This is a genomic window from Microbacterium sp. (assembly GCF_031180975.1).
Lineage (GTDB): Bacteria > Actinomycetota > Actinomycetes > Actinomycetales > Microbacteriaceae > Microbacterium.
This window is the reverse complement of record NZ_JAPSLI010000002.1, coordinates 59936-77463: the sequence shown is the minus strand read 5'-3', so window position 1 is coordinate 77463 and position 17528 is coordinate 59936. Positions and strand designations below refer to the sequence as shown.

The window sequence follows — 17528 nt, the reverse complement described above, 5'->3', positions numbered from 1 at the left end:
CAGAAGCGGCTGAATCCTCCATGAGAACCGCCGTCGTGACGGCGCGCGACGCTCAACGGACGGCCAGCATGACCTCGACGGTCGCGTCCAGGAGGGCATCCACCTGCTCCTCGCGATACCCGCCGCGCTGCATGCGGAAGGCGGCGGAGCGCACCTGCTCCACGGTGAGCGGAGCGCCGTCCCGCAGGTAGGCGGCGATGCGATCGGCGACGTGATCGACCTCGTCGATGCGATAGCCGAAGGTGAGGATGCCGGTCCGCGCGAACCGATGATGCGGCTCCCGGGCCAGGTGATCGAGGATCACCTGCGCCTCCGCGCGCGCCTGGGCCACCCACTTCTCCACGCCCAGCGACCGCACGGCGCGTTCCCTGGCTCGCGCGGCGAACGCATCCTCCACCCGCCCGAGCGCAGCGTCGACCTCGGGGATCGAGTATCCGTTGCGCACCAACGGGAACGATGCCACGCGCACGTCCTCGGCTGCGAAGTCGTCGCGGTCGTCCTCGAAGGCGGCTCGGGCGGACTCCAGGAAGGTGTCCACCGCGACCCGGTGATAGCCCTTCTCACGTCCGGTGACGAGAGGGAACGCGGGGGGACGCTCGTCCTCCGCGCCGGCGCGGACGTCTGATTCGGGCATCACGACACCATCCAGGGAGCGAGCAGGAACGACAGCGCCAGCGCCGGCACCGTGGAGGGCAGGATGCTGTCGAGCCGGTCCAGGAGACCGCCGTGCCCCGGCAGCCACGAGCTCATGTCCTTGATGCCGAGGTCGCGCTTGAGCATGGACTCCCCCAGGTCGCCCAGCGTGGCCGACGCGAGCACCGCCGCGCCGAGGATGAGCCCGCACCACCACGGCAGGCCGAGCAGGAAGGCTGCCAGGAGCGCGCCGGCCGCGAGCGATCCGGCCACGGCGCCGACGAAGCCCTCCCACGTCTTCTTGGGGCTGATGCGCGGCGCCATGGGGTGCTTGCCGAAAGCGAGCCCGGCGGCGTACGCACAGGTGTCTGCTGCGACGGCGACGACGATGAACGACAGCACCCACCACTCGCCGTCCTCGCGGCTGAGCAGCACGAGCGCGAGGGATGCCAGGAACGGCACGTACACCTGCATGAATCCGCCGACGACGACGTCCGCCAGCACGTCGCCGTACGTGCGCCCGTCCTGCGCGATCATCTGCGCGACCATGCGCCACACGCTCACGAAGGCCACCGCCGCGATCAGCATGACCCACGACAGCCACATCTCCGCGAAGTATCCGGAGAGGGCGAGCAGACCGCCGGCGACCAGCTGCGGCGCGGTGTCGACGCGGCGTCCACCGCTTCGCAAGGCGCGGCCGAGCTCGTACACGCCGAGCAGGGCGGCGGCGACGGCGATCGGCACGAACAGCCACTTGAAGAACAACAGGGAGGCGAGCAGCACGCCCCCGAACACCACACCGATGAGGGTGGCAACGATCAGGTCGCGACCCGTGCGCTGCTTGATGCGTTCGTTGGCCTGCTCGAAGTGGTCCTTGGCGTGCGAGACCCGGTGCTCGAACTCGCCGCGGGCGTGGGCGACCTGGCTGCCGAGCTCGTCCCGCGCCGCGCGCCACTGGTCGCGGATCGCGCCGTGGTCCGCGGTGTCCAGCGGATCTCCGGGGCGGCGGCCCCGGTCGGACGCGCCGACCTGCGGGGGAAGCGGCGCCGGCGACGGAAGCGGCGGGCGCGGAGGAACCACCGACTCGTCGAACGCGGGGAACGCGTCGTCGGTCAGCGGCTTGCCGGAGGCCGGTGCCTCCGACGGCGGGCCGACGACCGGTACACCCCGGACCGGGGTGGTCTCGTCGTGCGGATCGGGCTCGGCGCGGTCGGCGGCCGACGCGGCGTCGCCGTCCTGGAGATGGGGGCGCAGCGGCGGTCGATCCTCGTCACCGGTATCGCGAGGCATCGTGTCAGACCTCGAGGAGCTCAGCCTCTTTGCGCTTGAGCGCTTCGTCGATGAGGTCGACGTGCTGGCGGGTCAGAGCGTCGAGCTCCTTCTCGCCGCGCGCGATCTCGTCCTCGCCGATGTCCGCCTTGAGCGCGTCCAGCTCGTCCTTCGCCTTGCGACGGATGCCGCGGACGTGCACCTTGGCGTCCTCACCCTTGGAGCGCACCAGCTTGACGTACTCCTTGCGGCGCTCCTGGGTGAGCTCGGGCATGGTGACCCGGATGATGTTGCCGTCGTTGCTCGGGTTCGCCCCGAGGTTCGGCATGTCGCGGATCGCCTGCTCGATGGCCTTCAGCGCAGACTTGTCGTAGGGGGTCACCACGAGCGTGCGCGCCTCGGGGTTCGCGAGGGAGGCGAGCTGAGCGAGCGGGGTGGGCGTGCCGTAGTAGTCCACGAGCAGCTTCTGGAACATCTGCGGGTTGGCGCGCCCGGTGCGGACCGTGGCGAAGTCCTCCTTGGCGGCTTCGACCGCGCGCGACATGCGTGCGGTGGTTTCTGCGAGGACATCCGCGATCACGGGGTCTCCTTACGTCGTGGGTTTCCAGCAATTCTATCCGGGGCCCTGGCCGGGACCCGCGCACACAGGGCCGGTCAGGCGGTGACGAGGGTGCCGATCTGCTCGCCGAGCAGGGCACGGGTGACGTTGCCCGCGGGCTCCATGCCGAACACGCGCATATCCATGTTGTTGTCCATGCACAGGCTGAACGCGGTCGAGTCGACGACCCGCAGCCCCTGCTGCAGGGCGTCCCGGTAGGTGACCCGCTCGATGCGCTCGGCGGTGGCGTCCTTGTTCGGGTCGGCGGTGTAGATCGCGTCGACGCCGTTCTTCGCGACGAGCACCTCCTGCGCACCGATCTCGAGTGCGCGCTGAGCGGCGACGGTGTCGGTGGAGAAGTACGGCAGACCGGCGCCGGCGCCGAAGATGACGACGCGACCCTTCTCCATGTGCCGCTCCGCGCGCAGCGGGATGTACGGCTCGGCGACCTGCGTCATCGAAATGGCGGACTGCACACGGGTGGCGGCGCCTGCCTGCTCGAGGAAGTCCTGCAGGGCGAGGGCGTTCATCACCGTACCGAGCATGCCCATGTAGTCGGCGCGTCCACGGTCCATACCGCGCTGGCTGAGCTCCGCACCGCGGAAGAAGTTCCCCCCGCCGACGACCACGGCGATCTCAACACGATCGACCGCAGCGGCGATGTCGCGCGCGATCTGGCTCACCACGTCGGGGTTGACCCCCAGCTGTCCTGCCCCGAATGCTTCTCCGGAGAGCTTGAGCAGGACGCGGCGGCGTCCGGTGCGTGCGGTCATGGATGATGTCCTCTCGTCCCGATTCAAGATAGTGCCTTCTGGGCACGAAGAAGGGGGTCCGGATCTGACGATCCGAACCCCCTCGTTGTCGTTACGCGCCGACCTTGAAGCGCGCGAAGTCGGTCACCGTGATGCCGGCGTCCTTCGCGACCTGCGCCACGGACAGCTTGTTGTCCTTCGCGTAGTCCTGCTCCAGCAGGGCGACCTGCTTGAAGAACGCGGACACACGGCCCTCGACGATCTTCGGCAGGGCGGCCTCGGGCTTGCCCTCGTTGCGGGAGATCTCGGTGACGATCTCGCGCTCCTTCTCCACCTCGTCCGCGGGGACGTCCTCGCGGGAGAGGTAGGACGGGTTCGCGAACGAGATGTGCTGCGCGATGCTGCGCGCGGTCTCGGCGTCGTCACCCGTGTAGGCGACGACGACGCCGATCTGCGGCGGCAGGTCCTTGCTGGTGCGGTGCAGGTAGACCGAGAGGCCCTCGCCCTTGACGGTGCGGACGCGGCGGAGCTCGACCTTCTCGCCGATGATCGCGGCTTCGTCCGAGATCAGCTGCTCGACGGTCTGCTCGCCGGCCGGAGCGGCCAGCGCAGCCTCGACCGAGTCGGCGCCGACCGCTGCGACAGCGTCGGCGACCTTCTCAGCCAGGGAGATGAAGCGCTCGTTCTTGGCGACGAAGTCGGTCTCGCAGGCGAGCTCGATCAGCGTCACGGCGCCGTCCTGCTCGCGCGCGACGACCAGGCCCTCGCTGGTGGAGCGGTCGGCACGCTTCGCGTTGCCCTTCGCACCCTTCAGACGGAGGATCTCGGTGGCCTTGGCGACGTCTCCGTCGGCCTCCTCGAGCGCCTTCTTCGTGTCGACCATTCCGGTGCCGAGCTGCTCACGCAGCGCCTTGATGTCGGCGATGGTGAAGTTGGCCATGTGTGGTGGCTCCTTGCTTCGTGTCTGTGCGTGTGTGCGGGGGGCTTACTTGGCGTCGGCCTCGGCCGGAGCCTCCGCGGGAGCCTCATCGGCTGCCGGAGCCTCATCGGCTGCCGGAGCCTCCTCGGCGGCCGGTGCCTCAGCAGCCGGCGCCTCGGCGCCGCCCTCGAGGAGCTCGCGCTCCCACTCGGCCAGCGGCTCGGCGTCGCCGGCCTCGGGGTTGTGCTTCTGCTGCAGGCCCTCGGCCGCGGCATCCGCGATGATGCGGGTCAGCAGCGAGACGGAGCGGATGGCGTCGTCGTTGCCGGGGATCGGGTACTGGAAGTCGTCCGGGTCGGCGTTGGTGTCGAGGATGCCGATCACCGGAATGCCGAGCTTCTTCGCCTCGTCGATGGCGAGGTGCTCGCGCTTGGCGTCGACGACCCACAGGGCCGACGGGGTCTTCGACAGGTTGCGGATGCCGCCCAGCGACTTGTGCAGCTTGTCGAGCTCGCGCTTCTTGAGCAGCAGCTCCTTCTTGGTGAAGCCCGAGGCGGCCGGGTCGTCGTAGTTGAGCTCCTCGAGCTCCTTCATGCGAGCGAGGCGCTTCGACACGGTCGAGAAGTTGGTCAGCAGACCGCCCAGCCAGCGCTGGTTCACGTAGGGCTGGCCCACGCGCGCAGCCTGCTCGGCGAGGATCTCCTGCGCCTGCTTCTTGGTGCCGACGAAGAGGATGGTGCCGCCGCGTGCGACGGTCTCCTTCACGAAGTCGTAGGCGCGGTCGATGTAGGCCAGCGACTGCTGAAGGTCGATGATGTGGATGCCGCTGCGCTCGGTGAGGATGAAGCGCTTGACCTTCGGGTTCCACCGACGGGTCTGGTGTCCGAAGTGCACGCCGCTGTCGAGCAGCTGGCGGATGGTGACCACAGCCATGGTCGTCTCCTTGTTCTGGCGCTCACGCGCCGTTGAGGTTTGTCATCGTCGTCCGGATGGACGGCCGATCCTGGCGCCCGGCGCACACCCGCCCTGCGGAGAGGGACCTGTGGGAGTGGATGCCACGACCGAAGTCGCTGTGGGCACGCGTAGTCACCTCGAAGAGAGGTGCTCGTCCAGCATACAGGATGGCCGTCGGCGCACACACGCCTGCGCGGCGCACGCGGGCGCGCGTTTCGCTCTGCACATCGACGTCTTTCCGCGGGTTCTCCCCCACTGTCGGGAAAGCGGACGACCCCGCCGACCGAACCGTGCGAGAGTCGCCGGATGAGCGGGAACACAGCGACTGCTGGTGGCCGGCCCGACGCGCGTCGGCGCGCCTTCCGGGCATGCGCGGTGATCGGCGCGGTCGTGTTGCTGGCCGGGTCGGCATCGTCGGATGCCGTGGGCGCGGCGGCACCGCCGCCGCTCGCCGCGTCAGGGACTCTCACGCCGCAGGGTGCCGCCAGTGGCAAGGAGGACTCCGGCGCATCCTCGGCGCCCGGCTTTCCGTGGACGTGGCCGGTCGGCGGTCCACGCACGGTGATCTCGCCGTTCCGCGCACCGGCGCACGACTACGGCCCCGGGCACCGGGGCATGGATGTCGCCGCCTCCGCGGGCGCCACCGTGCGGGCTCCGGCCGATGGCATCGTGGCGTTCCGCGGGGTCGTGGTGGACCGTCCGCTGATCACGATCGAGCACGGCCGCGGGTATGTCACGACGCTGGAGCCGGTCTCCTCGGAGCTGTCACCGGGCGAGGCGGTCGCCGCGGGTGAGGAGGTCGGGCGGGTCGCCACCGGTGGGCACGCCGCCGCGGGCACGCTGCACGTCGGTGTGCGGATCGACGGGGACTACGTCAACCCCCGCGGCCTGTTCGGCGACATCCCGCGGGCCGTGCTGCTCCCCTGCTGCGCGGGGTGAATGTTGTCAGGCGCGGGGGTGGGCGAGGCGGTAGGTGGAGACGAGTCGCTCCGAGGAGACGTGCGTGTAGATCTGGGTCGTGCCGAGACTGGCGTGGCCGAGGATCTCCTGCACCGCGCGCAGGTCGGCGCCGCCGTCGAGCAGGTGCGTGGCGGCGGAGTGCCGGAGCGCGTGCGGGCCGACGGTGTCCGCCCCGACCACGGGCCCGAGGACGCGAGCGACGACGGCGTAGACCGTGCGAGGCCCGATCCGCGCGCCGCGCGCCCCGAGCAGGAGCGCGGGCGTCGCGGTTTCCGCCCGTGCCTGCAGTGCGGGTCGTCCGCGCGTGAGGTAGGCCCCGACGGCATCCGCGGCGGGAGCCCCGAAGGGGACGACGCGTTCCTTCGATCCCTTGCCGAGCACTCGCGCCGTCCGGCGGTCCAGGTCGACGTCGTCGCGGTCGAGCCCGCACATCTCCGATACGCGCATGCCGGCGCCGTACAGCAGTTCGAGGGCGGCGTGGTCGCGCAGAGCGATCGGGTCGCCGGATGCCGCGACGGCGCGCTGCTCGTCGAGCAGCGACCGCACCCCGTCCTGCGACGCCACGACCGGCAGTGTCCTGGACCGTTTCGGCGCCACGAGTCGCAGGCTCGGGTCGACGGCGATCAGATCGGTCTCCCTGGCCCAGCCGAAGAACGATCGTGCGGCGGCGGCCCTCCGGGCCAGGGTGGAGCGGGCATCGCCGCGCTGCGTGGCGCGCCACAGCCATTCGCGGAGAGTCTCCAGGTCGATGTCGGCGACATCGGCGTGCGTCGCGACCTCGCCCAGGTCGTTGAGGTCCGAGCGGTAGGCCCGAACCGTCGCGGGTGACAGCCGGCGCACCTGCTCCAGGTGCGCCAGGAAGTCCGCCACCGCGTCGCGATACCGCATGCGTCCAGCATGCCCGCCCGAGCGCCTGGACGATCGTCAGCCGCGCCGGATCCAACCGTGCTCCCGCTGCTCCGCACTGCCCGCGAGTGCCAGCAGCCCGAGCAGAGCACGCGTGCGCTCCACCGACAGGCCGGACCGGCGAGCGAGCTCGGCCGCCGACCGTGCCCCGCGTGAGCTCATCGCGTCGAGCAGCCGGGTCTCGTCCGGGTCGGTGCGCGCGGTCGCGACCTGCGACGGACCGTCGCCCCACAGTTCGCGGACGTCCTGGGCGCAGGTGATGCACACCGCGTCGTACTCGCGCAGCAGGCGGTGGCATCCCGCCGACGCCGGTGAGGTCACCGGGCCGGGAACAGCACCCAGCGGCCGACCCAGCGCAGAGGCGTGACCGGCGGTGTTCAGGGAACCGCTTCGCCAGCCGGCTTCCACGACCACGGTCGCGAGTCCGGCGGCGCTGATCAGGCGATTGCGTTGCAGAAACCGCCACTTCGTCGGGGCGGACCCGCACGGGACCTCGCTGATGACCGCACCCTCGGCGCGAATGCGGTCGAACAGCTGCTGATGACCGATCGGATAGGCACGGTCCACACCACCGGCGAGGAACGCGACCGTCGGCGCACCAGTGCCGAGCGCCGCCCGGTGCGCAGTACCGTCGATCCCATACGCGCCGCCGGAGACGACGACGGCGCCGGTTGCCGCGAGATCCCCGGCCAGCTCCCCTGCCACCGCCTCGCCGTACGCGCTGGCGGCGCGGGCGCCCACGATCGACACCGTCGGCCCGGCGTGGAGTACGCCGGCATCACCGCGCGCCCAGAGCACCAGCGGGGCATGCACGCCGAGATCGTCGAACCCCGCAGGCCAGTCGGGGTCGCCGGGAAGCAGCATCCGGCCTCCGACGTCGTGACACGACGTCAACGCATCGGCGGCAGCCCGCGGATCGGCGCGCGGCATCCAGCGTGCGAGTGCGTCCGTGAGGGCGCGGGGATCGACGACCGATCGGTCCAGCAGCGCTCCCCCGCCGGCGGCGAGGTCGAGCGCGGCGGCCGCACCGTATGCGGCGATCAGCGCGCCGGCCACACCGTCGCCGGGCTCGACGAGCACCGACCAGGCCGCCCGCGCGGCGACCTCCATCGGATCCAGGTCTGGTCTCGCGCGCTCGGCCGCTCGGAGCACGTGCACGTCGTGGACCAAGTCGGTCAGGTTCTTCGTCCTCATGCCAGCAGCCCCCTCTTCAGGAAGAGCGCCCGACCGATCTCGTCCGTGCCGGGGCGCTCGAGGCCGGCCAGGTCCGCCATCGTCCATGCCAGGCGCAGCACGCGATCGTAGGCGCGGAGGGTGAGGACACCGCGTTCCAGGGCGCGGTCCAGCGGAGTCCGCACCGCCGGAGGGAGTCGCAGCGCCCCCTGGCGCAGTCTCGCGCCGGGCACCTCGCCGTTGAGTCGCCACGGTGCGCCGCGCCAGCGCTCCTCGGCGGCCGCCCGCGCGTCGCGGACCCGTGCGGCGGCCACCGCTGTGGTCAGCTCGGAGCGTTCACCGGAGGTCGCCCGGGACGCAGCGACGCGCGCCACTTGGAGCTCGATGTCGATCCGGTCGCGCAGCGGGCCGGAGATCCGCGACGCGTAGCGGCGGATCGCGATGGGCGGGCAGGTGCACTCCGCTCCGCGGACACCGTAGTTGCCGCACGGGCAGGGGTTCATCGCCATGACCAGTTGGAAGCGGGCGGGGAACGTCACGTGGAATCCGGCCCGGTGCACCTCGATGCACCCGGATTCCAGCGGCTGCCGCAGCGCGTCCAGTGCCACCCGAGCGAACTCGGGTGTCTCGTCGAGGAACAGCACACCGCGATGCGCGCGCACGATCGCCCCCGGTCTGGCCACCCGCGACCCGCCGCCGACCAGCGCGACCGCGGACGCGCTGTGGTGCGGCGCCTCGAACGGTGCGACCGGGTCGAGCCCCAGCACCTGTTCGCCGGACAGCGATCGGATCGCGGCGACTTCGAGCGCCTGCTGCTCGTCCAGCCGCGGCAGGATGCCGGGGAGCCGGCGTGCGAGCATGGTCTTCCCTGCGCCCGGCGGCCCGCTCAGCATCATGTGGTGCCCGCCGGCGGCGGCCACCACGAGGGCCTCGACGGCTTCGTCCTGTCCGACCACGTCGGCCAGGTCGAGCTCCTCTCTGACCGGAGCCGGCCCCTCGGCAGCACGGACGGGCTCCACGTCCTGCACCACCACGTCCGCGCCGTGTGCGGCCGCGACTTCGGCGAGCGACGCCGCGGCGTGCACCTCGATCCCGGGCACGAGACGCGCCTCTGCGGCATTGGCGTAGGGCACCACGACTCGTTCGAATCCGGCACGGGCGGCGGCGTACGCGGCGGGCAGCACCCCCACGACGGGGCGCAGCCGGCCGTCGAGCCCGAGTTCTCCGATGTGCACCGTGGCGTGGATCGCTCGGACCGGCAGTATGCCAGCGGCCGCCAGCGTCGCCACGGCGATCCCCAGGTCGAACGCCGAGCCGTGCTTGGGCAGGCTCGCCGGCGACAGGTTGACGGTGAGCCGGCGGCGCGGCATGCTCAGCCCGGAGTTCGCGCACGCGTTGTGCACGCGCTGCACCGCCTCGCCGAGCGATTTGTCAGGCAGTCCGATGATCTTGAACTCCGGCGTCTGGTTGGACAGGTCGGCTTCCACCTCGACCATGTGGCCGTCGACGCCGGTCAGGGCGACCGCCCAGGTGCGCGCCGTCTTCACAGCAGGTCCACGAGGTGCTCGAGACGCGCGGTGACGGCGTCCGGACCGATCAGGCCGATCGCCTCCAGCCGGATCCGGCGTCGTGCCGACATCTCGGGATGCGCGTGCGCCCACGCATAGGCGAGCTGCCACAGCCGTCGGCGTTTGCGCTCGTCGATGGCCTCGAACGGATGCCCGAACAGCTCGGTGCGGCGCGTCTTGACCTCGACGAAGCACAGTTCGCCGTCGATCTGCGCGACGATGTCGATCTCGCCCTGCGGGCACCGCCAGTTGCGGTCGAGGATCTCGTAGCCGCGCGCGGTCAGATGCGCTGCCGCACGCGCCTCGCCTGCCCGCCCCAACTCATCTTTCGCTGCCATGCCGACAGCCTGAAGCACCCCGCGGACGCGCGAGCGGCCGAATCCCGGGCGCTGTGGAGAGTCGGCCGAAACGGCCTGTTGTGCAGGGGGAACGTCAGCGAACGGAAACCGCCTGCGTCAGCTCACTTGCCGTCGAGCGACAGCTCCTCGGGCAGTTCGAACTCACGGCGCTGCAGCTCCTCGACGTTGACGTCCTTGAAGGTGAGCACCCGCACCGCTTTGACGAACCGGTCGGCGCGGTAGATGTCCCACACCCAGACGTCCTTCATGGAGATCTCGAAGTAGAAGTCGTGCTCGGTGTCGCGGCGCACGACGTTGACCTCGTTGGCGAGGTAGAACCGCCGCTCGGTCTCCACGACGTACTGGAACTGCGAGACGACGTCGCGGTATTCGCGGAACAGCGCGAGCTCGAGTTCTCGGTCGTAGTCGTCGAAGGCATCCTCATCCATGATGTCTCCATCCTAGAGTCGGAAGACCTGCCGCCGTGCCGCGGGTCGACGCCGGCGCGCGATCGCGTTCAGAAAAGCGTCGGCGCGTCGGCGATCGCCCACGACGCGCGGTGGAACGGCGAGAGTCCGCATTCGCGGATCGCGTTGCGGTGCTCCGGGCTCGCGTAGCCCTTGTTGCGCACCCAGTGGTAGTCGGGATGCTCGTCGTGCAGCGTCACCATGTGGGCATCCCTCGCCACCTTCGCGATCACCGACGCGACCGACACCGACGCGCAGTCGCGGTCGGCCTTGATGACGGGCCGCACGGTGAGCGGCTCCGGGTGCACGACGGAGACGTAGTCGTGGTTGCCGTCCAGGATCACCAGAGCGCGCTCGAGCGTGACGCCCTGATCAACGAGCGAGGAGATCGCGCGCGACGCCGCCATTCCGAGCGCGCGCATGATGCCGATCTCGTCGATCTCGGCGGCGCTCGCCCAGCCGACGGCGGATGCCGGCACCCACGCCCTGGCCCGTTCGGCGACCTCGGCCCGCCGGTGCTCGACGATCAGCTTCGAGTCACGCAGGCCCTCCGGCACACGGCGGCGCGCCCCTCTGGCATCCATCACCGCCGCGCCGACCGCGACCGGCCCCGCGAGCGCACCACGACCGACTTCGTCGAGCGCGACGATCAGCTCGTACTCCTTGAGCACCGAGCGTTCCAGGGTGAGGCGAGGCCCGACGACCGTCATTCCGGCTCCGGGATGGCTCGGTACACCTCGTCGTGGGTGTCGATGAGACCGAATCGGTCCAGCGGCCAGGTCGTCAGGAAGGCGCGGCCCACGACGTTCTCCAGCGGCACGAATCCGCCGCCGGGGAGGTCCTGGTGGGCGCGGGAGTCCTGCGAGCGGTCGCGGTTGTCGCCCATCACCCAGAGCGAGTCCTCGGGAACTGTCACGTCGAAGTCCATGCCGGAGGCGGCGGTGTCGCCCTGCGGCAGGTTGAGGTACGACGTCTCGTCGATCGGCGCGTCGTTGACGGTGATCTGCCCCAGTGCGTTGCAGCACACCACGTGGTCGCCCGGCGTCCCGATCACGCGCTTCACGAGGTGGTCCTGCGCGTCCGAGGTGGAGATACCCACGAACGTGAGCAGCCAGTCGGCCGCCTCCACGAGCGCGGGTCGGGGCGCGCGCTGCGGCTGAGGCGGCAGCCAGCCCCCGGGGTCCTTGAACACGACGACGTCGCCGTGCTCATAGCCGGCCCAGCGCGGGGTGAGCTCATCGACCAGGATCCGGTCGTTGACGAGGAGGGTGCGCTCCATCGAACCGGAGGGGATGTAGAACGAGCGCACCACGAACGTCTTGACGACGAAGGACACCAGCGCGGCGATGACGATGATCACCAGCACATCGCGGAGGAACAGCGCGAGACCCCGGCGCCGCTGCGGCTTGGTGGCTGCGTGAGCGCCTTCAGTCGACATGTACTTCCTCTGCGTGTGGCCGGCCGTCCGGAAGACGGCACATACAAGGTTCGCACACCCTGCCGCGAACGACGGAACCCCGGGACGCCATGTCCCGGGGTTCCGTTTCGCAGGGTCGCCGCGCGTCAGTTGTCGCGCTTCTCCTTGATCTTCGCCTTCTTGCCGCGGAGGTTGCGGAGGTAGTAGAGCTTGGCGCGGCGCACGTCACCACGCGTGACGACCTCGATGTGGTCGATCACCGGCGAGTGCACCGGGAAGGTCCGCTCGACGCCGACCTGGAAGCTGATCTTGCGGACGGTGAACGTCTCGCGCACGCCGTCACCCTGGCGGGCGATGACGACGCCCTGGAAGACCTGGATGCGGGAGCGGTTGCCCTCGGTGATGTTGACGTGCACCTTGACGGTGTCACCGGGGTTGAAGACAGGGATGTCGGAACGGAGCGAAGCCGCGTCGACGGCGTCGAGGATCTGCATGATCGTCTCTCTCTGCACTCGCCACAGGTCGGATGCATGATGGAAGGAACAGGAACGGGTTCGTGCCGAACGGCGCACTGGGCGACCGCGGGCTCCCCTGAGGCAGAGCCGGGTCACGGCACAAGAGTCCATTCTGCCATGAACGGATCAGCCCACCAAAACGGGCGTCGGCGCGCGACGCTCAGTCCTGCGGTCGCTTCTCCTCGATGACGACCACGTCGGGACGAGCGCGGTCCTGCCGCGGCTCACCCGAGGCGCGCACCGACTCCCACGTGATCGTCTCGCGGATCCGTGCGCCGGTGCCCTTGGCCTCGCTCCACAGCTGCCAGAGCTGCAACCAGAACAGCCCGAGGCCGACGAGGATCGCAAGAGTGAGCAGCCAGCCGAACGCGCCGTCGATGAAGCATCCCACGGCGATCGTGAGTCCGTGCCAGGCGGCGAAGCCAGCGACGTCCCACCAGGACAGCGCGCGCTCGGCGCGGACCGACGGCCGAGACCGTGTCAGCAGCGTCAGAACGAGCTGTCCGACAAACAGCGACGGCACGGCCATCAGCAGCACCCACAACAGACCGGCGCCGCTCTGCCCGAAGAACGCCCAGCCGACGATCATCCACAACGGCAGCACGACCGCCGCCGGCAGCAGCCAGCGGAAGAGGGCGCGTCGCAAGAGCATGTTCCGATGGTACGTGCGTCGCGGTCGTGTGTGGGCCGCCTTTCGCTGTGAGCGTTCCGTTGCCGACACATCGGGGAGAATGGATGCGGACGAGAGGACCCCCATGATCGAACTGCGCACCCCTGCCGAGATCGACGAGATGCGCGCGGCCGGCCGATTCGTGGCCGAGACCCTGGCGACCCTGCGGGAGGAGACGAAGGTGGGGACGAACCTGCTGTCGATCGACCGTCACGCGCACGACCTCATCCGCAAGGCCGGTGCCGAGTCGTGCTACATCGACTACGCGCCGTCGTTCGGCAACGGACCGTTCGGCAAGGTGATCTGCACGTCGGTGAACGACGCCGTGCTGCACGGCCTTCCCCACGACTACACGCTGCGGGACGGCGATCTGGTCTCCCTCGACTTCGCCGTGTCGGTCGACGGTTGGGTGGCGGACTCGGCCGTGTCGTTCGTGGTGGGGACACCCCGCGACGAGGACCTGCGGCTCATCGAGACGACCGAGCGGGCACTGGATGCCGCCATTGCGGCATCCGTCGTCGGCAACCGCATCGGCGACATCTCCGCCGCGATCGCGGCCGTCGCGCACGGTGAGGGCTACTCGATCAACACCGACTTCGGCGGCCACGGCGTCGGCCGGATCATGCACGGCGACCCGCACGTGCCCAACGACGGCCGCGCCGGCCGCGGGTTCCCGCTGCGCGCGGGCCTGGTGTTCGCGCTGGAGCCGTGGTTCCTGGCCACCACCGACGAGCTCATCACCGACCCCGACGGTTGGACGCTGCGCAGCGCCGACGGCTCCCGCGGCGCGCATTCCGAGCACACCGTGGCGGTCACCGAGGACGGCCCGATCGTCCTCACCGACCGCTCGTTCCTGGGCGTCGACTGACGGCGCTCCCCTGCCTCCCCTCCTCGAGTGCACGGGAACTCGCCGAGTGGACGGGCAACCCGCGCGGGCAGGGCGTGCACTCGACGGGATGCCGTGCATTCGGCGAACCGGCGAAGAAGGGGCGAGGGGCTACTCGCCGAGCAGGTCGGGGCGCCGGGCGCGGGTGCGCTCGAGCTGCTGCTCGCGACGCCACGCGGCGATCGCGCCGTGGTTGCCGCTCAGCAGCACGTCCGGCACGGCGCGGTCCCTCCAGACGGAGGGCTTGGTGTAGGACGGGTACTCGAGGAGCCCGTCCTCGTGCGATTCCTCGACCAGGCTCTCCGGGTTGCCGACCACGCCGGGGATCAGCCGGCCGATGGCCTCGACCATCGCCATCACGGCGACCTCTCCGCCGTTCAGCACGTAGTCGCCGAGGCTGATGAGGCGCACCTCGCCGAGCTCGGCCGCGTATTCGAAGACCCGCTCGTCGATGCCCTCGTAGCGGCCGCAGCCGAACACCAGATGCTCACGCATGGCGAGTTCGCGCGCGGTCCGCTGCGTGAACAACTCGCCGGCGGGTGACGGGAAGATGATGGTGGGGCGCTCGCCGGTCACGGCGGGCGCATCCGCGGACACGCCTACGAGCTCGTCGAGCGCGAGACCCCACGGTTCCGGCTTCATCACCATGCCGGCGCCGCCGCCGTAGGGTGTGTCGTCGACGGTGCGGTGCCGGTCGTGCGTCCAGTCGCGCAGGTCGTGGACGCGGAGGTCGAGGATGCCGGCGTCCCGCGCCTTGCCGAGCAGCGAGAGCGCGAGTCCGTCGAAGTACGACGGGAAGATCGAGACGACGTCGACGCGCATGATGCGTGGCCTCACTGGGAGGCGGGGCGCCCCTCGTCCGTGTCGGCGCTGCCGGCGTCCGCACCGGGGGCGGCATCCGCGGCATCCGGCTCCGCGACGTCGTCGCCGGAGATCTCCTCGAAGAGCCCGGCAGGGGGCGTGACGACGATGCGGCCGGCCACCGGATCGACGGTCGGGACGATCGCCTCGACGAACGGGACCATCACCTCGCGGTCCCCGGATTTGACGATCAGCAGGTCCTGCGCGGGCAGGTGCTCGACGCGCACCACCCGCCCGACCGGGACGTCGTCGCGGACGACCTCCAGGCCGACCAGCTGATGGTCGTACCAGGCGTTGTCCTCCGGCTCGTCGTCCTGGTCGATCCACAGGATGGCGCGGACCAGCGACTCGGCCGCGGTGCGGTCCTCGACGCCCTCCAGGAACACCACCGGGTTGCCGTTCATGACCCGGTACTCGCGCACGGTCACGGTCTTGCCGTGCCAGGCGGACGCCTCGGGCACCTGCAAGGTGAACTCGGCGCCGGGGACGAAACGCCGCTCCGGGTTGTCGGTGTACAGCTCGAGCTTCAACGCGCCCTTGAGGCCGTGCGCCTTGAGCAGGCGGCCGACGCGGAGCTGGTTCTTCTCGGCCGCCACGTCAGTCGTCCGCGACGTCGACGCGGACGCGACGGCCATCGGCGAGGGCGGCGATGAGGGTGCGCAGCGCTTTGGCGGTGCGGCCGCCGCGCCCGATCACGCGACCACGGTCATCCGGGTGCACATGCACCTCGAGGAGGTCGCCACGGGGCGACGCGGATGCGGTGATGCGGACGTCGTCCGGGTGATCGACGATCCCCTTGACGACGTGTTCGAGCGCGGCGGCGAGCACGACGGATTACTCGGAGTCGGCCGCAGCCTCGGCTGCGTCCTCGGCGGGAGCGTCGGCGGGGGCCTCCGCAGCGGGAGCCTCCTCCTTCTTCTCCGCCTTCGGCTTGATGACCGACTTCTTTGCGGAGTCGATCTCGAAGGCCGGCTTCGGCTCGGCGGTCTTCAGGGTGGACTTGGCGTCCTTGTCACCCTTGAACTTGCCCCAGTCGCCGGTGATCTTCAGCAGCGCGGTGACCTGCTCGGTCGGCTGGGCACCGACGGAGAGCCAGTACTGCGCACGCTCGGAGTCGACCTCGATGAACGAGGGCTCCTCGGTGGGGTGGTACTTGCCGATCTCCTCGATCACGCGACCATCGCGCTTGGTGCGCGAGTCGGCGACGACGATGCGGTAGTAGGGCGCACGGATCTTGCCCATGCGCTTGAGACGGATCTTGACAGCCACGATTCTCCTGAGTGGTGTGGAAGGAAACGAACCGGTCGCCTGGAGCGTGGGGTGCACACCCGGCGGAAGCTCTGAGGGTGGACGGATGCTGGATAGAGGGTCGAGCATGTCGTCCGACCCTCCATTCTGCCAGATGCCGGGTCACGGCGCGAAATGAGACACGCGCCCCGTGCGTGGGCGGGATCGCGCGTGTCAGACTGAGCGCGTGCCGCTGGAATTCGCGCCCTCCGCCCGCTCCACCGTCGGGCTCGAGTGGGAGATCATGCTCGCCGACCCCGCCACCGGTGATCTCGTCGGCCGCGCACCCGAGCTGCTGGCGGCGCTCGAGCCGCAGAGCGCCGACGAGCGCTACACCGTCACCGGCGAGCTGTTGACGAACACGATCGAGGTGACCAGCGGCGTGGGCGCCACCGTCGCAGAGGCCGTCGGCGACGTGGCATCCGCCATCGCCGCGGTGCGGGCGGCGACCGACCCCGCCGGAATCGAGCTGCTGTCCGCCGGCAGCCACCCGTTCGCGCAGTGGTTCAATCAGCGCGTCACCGACAAGACCCGCTATCGCACCCTCATCGAGCGCACCCAGTGGTGGGGTCGCAACATGATGATCTGGGGCATCCACGTGCACATCGGCGTCGAGGACCGCGACAAGGTGCTGCCGATCATCGGTGCCCTGTCGGACTTCCTGCCGCATCTGCAGGCGCTGTCGGCGTCCAGCCCGTACTGGGCGGGTGAGCGGACCGGCTACGCGTCGAACCGTGCGCTGGTGTTCCAGCAGCTGCCCACTGCCGGACTGCCGTGGGCGCTGCACACCTGGGCCGATTTCGAGCGCTACCTCGACGACATGGTCCGCACCGGGGTCATGGCCGACGTCTCCGAGGTGCGCTGGGACATCCGGCCCGCACCACGGTGGGGGACGGTCGAGGTTCGCGCCTGCGACGGCATGTCGACCCTCACCGAACTGGCCTCGATCGCCGCGTTCACGCAGTGCCTGGTGGAGCATTTCTCCCGCGAGATGGACCAGGGGCGCACACTGGCGACGATGCCGCCCTGGTTCCATCGCGAGAACAAGTGGCGGGCCGCCCGGTACGGCCTCGACGCGCGGGTGATCGTCGACGCCGCGGGGTCGCAGGTGCCGGTGCGCGACCACATCGCCGCCGCCGTGGAGGACCTCTCCCCCATCGCCGGCGAACTGGACTGCTCCGCCGAGCTCGCTGGCATCTCGGACATCCTCGCCGGCGGGGCGAGCTATGCCCGGCAGGTGGCCGCGGCGGACGCGGCCGACGGCGACCTGCGCCAGGTCGTGCAGCACCTCATCCGGGAGTTCCGCGAGGGTCCGGCGTCGTCCGCCCGGTGAGCCCCAGCTGAGGCTCGCGGCC

Annotated in this window: 22 protein-coding genes; 3 read left to right on the top strand and 19 right to left on the bottom strand. The window is 70.4% G+C overall.

All coding sequences use genetic code 11. From position 1 onward, the window contains the following. Window positions 1-52 precede the first annotated feature (52 nt). The 6 genes from RIF65_RS03485 to rpsB all read right to left on the bottom strand — a co-directional run bounded on the left by RIF65_RS03485 (window position 53) and on the right by rpsB (window position 5104). Window positions 53-634, bottom strand: a complete 582-nt coding sequence (locus RIF65_RS03485) for a DivIVA domain-containing protein (RefSeq protein WP_309064415.1) — start codon at window positions 632-634, stop codon at window positions 53-55. Beyond that, the gene (locus RIF65_RS03480) at window positions 634-1923 is read right to left on the bottom strand and encodes a phosphatidate cytidylyltransferase (RefSeq protein WP_309064416.1); all 1290 of its coding nucleotides are present in this window, start codon (window positions 1921-1923) and stop codon (window positions 634-636) included. Before RIF65_RS03480 ends, RIF65_RS03485 begins: the two co-directional genes overlap by 1 nt. Before the next feature lie 4 nt (window positions 1924-1927). Next, complete coding sequence (gene frr, locus RIF65_RS03475; RefSeq protein ID WP_309064417.1) at window positions 1928-2482, bottom strand: ribosome recycling factor; 555 nt, start codon at window positions 2480-2482, stop codon at window positions 1928-1930. Window positions 2483-2556: 74 nt separating this feature from the next. After that, on the bottom strand, window positions 2557-3273 hold the full coding sequence (gene pyrH, locus RIF65_RS03470; RefSeq protein WP_309064418.1) for a UMP kinase: 717 nt from the start codon (window positions 3271-3273) through the stop codon (window positions 2557-2559). 91 nt (window positions 3274-3364) lie between these two features. Continuing rightward, entirely contained in the window at window positions 3365-4192 is an 828-nt protein-coding gene (gene tsf, locus RIF65_RS03465; RefSeq protein WP_309064419.1) for a translation elongation factor Ts, read from the bottom strand. 45 nt (window positions 4193-4237) lie between these two features. Then, complete coding sequence (gene rpsB, locus RIF65_RS03460) at window positions 4238-5104, bottom strand: 30S ribosomal protein S2 (protein WP_309064420.1); 867 nt, start codon at window positions 5102-5104, stop codon at window positions 4238-4240. A gap of 327 nt (window positions 5105-5431) precedes the next feature. Between rpsB and RIF65_RS03455 the strand changes: the two genes are divergently transcribed. Further along, entirely contained in the window at window positions 5432-6064 is a 633-nt protein-coding gene (locus tag RIF65_RS03455) for a murein hydrolase activator EnvC family protein (protein WP_309064421.1), read from the top strand. A gap of 6 nt (window positions 6065-6070) precedes the next feature. Here RIF65_RS03455 and RIF65_RS03450 read toward each other — a convergent pair whose 3' ends face one another. The 9 genes from RIF65_RS03450 to RIF65_RS03410 form a co-directional block, all read right to left on the bottom strand. Next, on the bottom strand, window positions 6071-6973 hold the full coding sequence (locus RIF65_RS03450; protein WP_309064422.1) for a tyrosine recombinase XerC: 903 nt from the start codon (window positions 6971-6973) through the stop codon (window positions 6071-6073). Window positions 6974-7009: 36 nt separating this feature from the next. Beyond that, window positions 7010-8185: a DNA-processing protein DprA gene (gene dprA / locus RIF65_RS03445; RefSeq protein ID WP_309064423.1), complete on the bottom strand. Its 1176-nt coding sequence runs from the start codon at window positions 8183-8185 to the stop codon at window positions 7010-7012. After that, entirely contained in the window at window positions 8182-9711 is a 1530-nt protein-coding gene (locus tag RIF65_RS03440; protein ID WP_309064424.1) for a YifB family Mg chelatase-like AAA ATPase, read from the bottom strand. Before RIF65_RS03440 ends, dprA begins: the two co-directional genes overlap by 4 nt. Further along, window positions 9708-10070, bottom strand: coding sequence for a YraN family protein (locus RIF65_RS03435; RefSeq protein ID WP_309064425.1), 363 nt, complete (start codon window positions 10068-10070; stop codon window positions 9708-9710). Before RIF65_RS03435 ends, RIF65_RS03440 begins: the two co-directional genes overlap by 4 nt. Window positions 10071-10192: 122 nt before the next feature. Further along, on the bottom strand, window positions 10193-10519 hold the full coding sequence (locus tag RIF65_RS03430; protein WP_309064426.1) for a DUF2469 family protein: 327 nt from the start codon (window positions 10517-10519) through the stop codon (window positions 10193-10195). Between the two features lie 68 nt (window positions 10520-10587). Then, window positions 10588-11247, bottom strand: a complete 660-nt coding sequence (locus RIF65_RS03425; protein ID WP_309064427.1) for a ribonuclease HII — start codon at window positions 11245-11247, stop codon at window positions 10588-10590. Further along, the gene (gene lepB / locus RIF65_RS03420; RefSeq protein WP_309064428.1) at window positions 11244-11975 is read right to left on the bottom strand and encodes a signal peptidase I; all 732 of its coding nucleotides are present in this window, start codon (window positions 11973-11975) and stop codon (window positions 11244-11246) included. Before lepB ends, RIF65_RS03425 begins: the two co-directional genes overlap by 4 nt. 125 nt (window positions 11976-12100) lie before the next feature. Beyond that, window positions 12101-12448 carry a 50S ribosomal protein L19 gene (rplS, locus tag RIF65_RS03415; RefSeq protein WP_309064429.1) on the bottom strand — a complete coding sequence of 116 codons (348 nt, stop codon included), beginning with the start codon at window positions 12446-12448 and terminating at the stop codon, window positions 12101-12103. Between the two features lie 181 nt (window positions 12449-12629). Further along, window positions 12630-13121, bottom strand: a complete 492-nt coding sequence (locus RIF65_RS03410; protein ID WP_309064430.1) for an MFS transporter permease — start codon at window positions 13119-13121, stop codon at window positions 12630-12632. Between the two features lie 103 nt (window positions 13122-13224). Between RIF65_RS03410 and map the strand changes: the two genes are divergently transcribed. After that, window positions 13225-14007, top strand: a complete 783-nt coding sequence (gene map / locus RIF65_RS03405) for a type I methionyl aminopeptidase (RefSeq protein WP_309064431.1) — start codon at window positions 13225-13227, stop codon at window positions 14005-14007. 129 nt (window positions 14008-14136) lie between these two features. Here the strand turns inward: map and trmD are convergent, their stop codons facing one another. The 4 genes from trmD to rpsP are packed head-to-tail and all read right to left on the bottom strand — an operon-like array spanning window position 14137 to window position 16155. Continuing rightward, window positions 14137-14847 (bottom strand): tRNA (guanosine(37)-N1)-methyltransferase TrmD, encoded by a 711-nt coding sequence (gene trmD, locus RIF65_RS03400; protein ID WP_309064432.1) that lies wholly within the window; start codon window positions 14845-14847, stop codon window positions 14137-14139. An 11-nt stretch (window positions 14848-14858) separates the two neighbouring features. Beyond that, entirely contained in the window at window positions 14859-15521 is a 663-nt protein-coding gene (gene rimM / locus RIF65_RS03395) for a ribosome maturation factor RimM (protein ID WP_309064433.1), read from the bottom strand. Next, complete coding sequence (locus RIF65_RS03390; protein WP_309064434.1) at window positions 15484-15714, bottom strand: RNA-binding protein; 231 nt, start codon at window positions 15712-15714, stop codon at window positions 15484-15486. The genes rimM and RIF65_RS03390 overlap by 38 nt, the downstream gene beginning before the upstream one ends. A 6-nt stretch (window positions 15715-15720) precedes the next feature. Beyond that, a complete protein-coding gene (gene rpsP / locus RIF65_RS03385) occupies window positions 15721-16155 on the bottom strand; it encodes a 30S ribosomal protein S16 (protein WP_309064435.1) in 435 nt (144 codons plus the stop codon). A 205-nt stretch (window positions 16156-16360) separates the two neighbouring features. On the opposite strand from rpsP, the gene RIF65_RS03380 reads away from it, so the two are divergent. Next, window positions 16361-17506 (top strand): glutamate--cysteine ligase, encoded by a 1146-nt coding sequence (locus tag RIF65_RS03380; protein ID WP_309064436.1) that lies wholly within the window; start codon window positions 16361-16363, stop codon window positions 17504-17506. The last annotated feature ends 22 nt before the right edge of the window (window positions 17507-17528 follow it).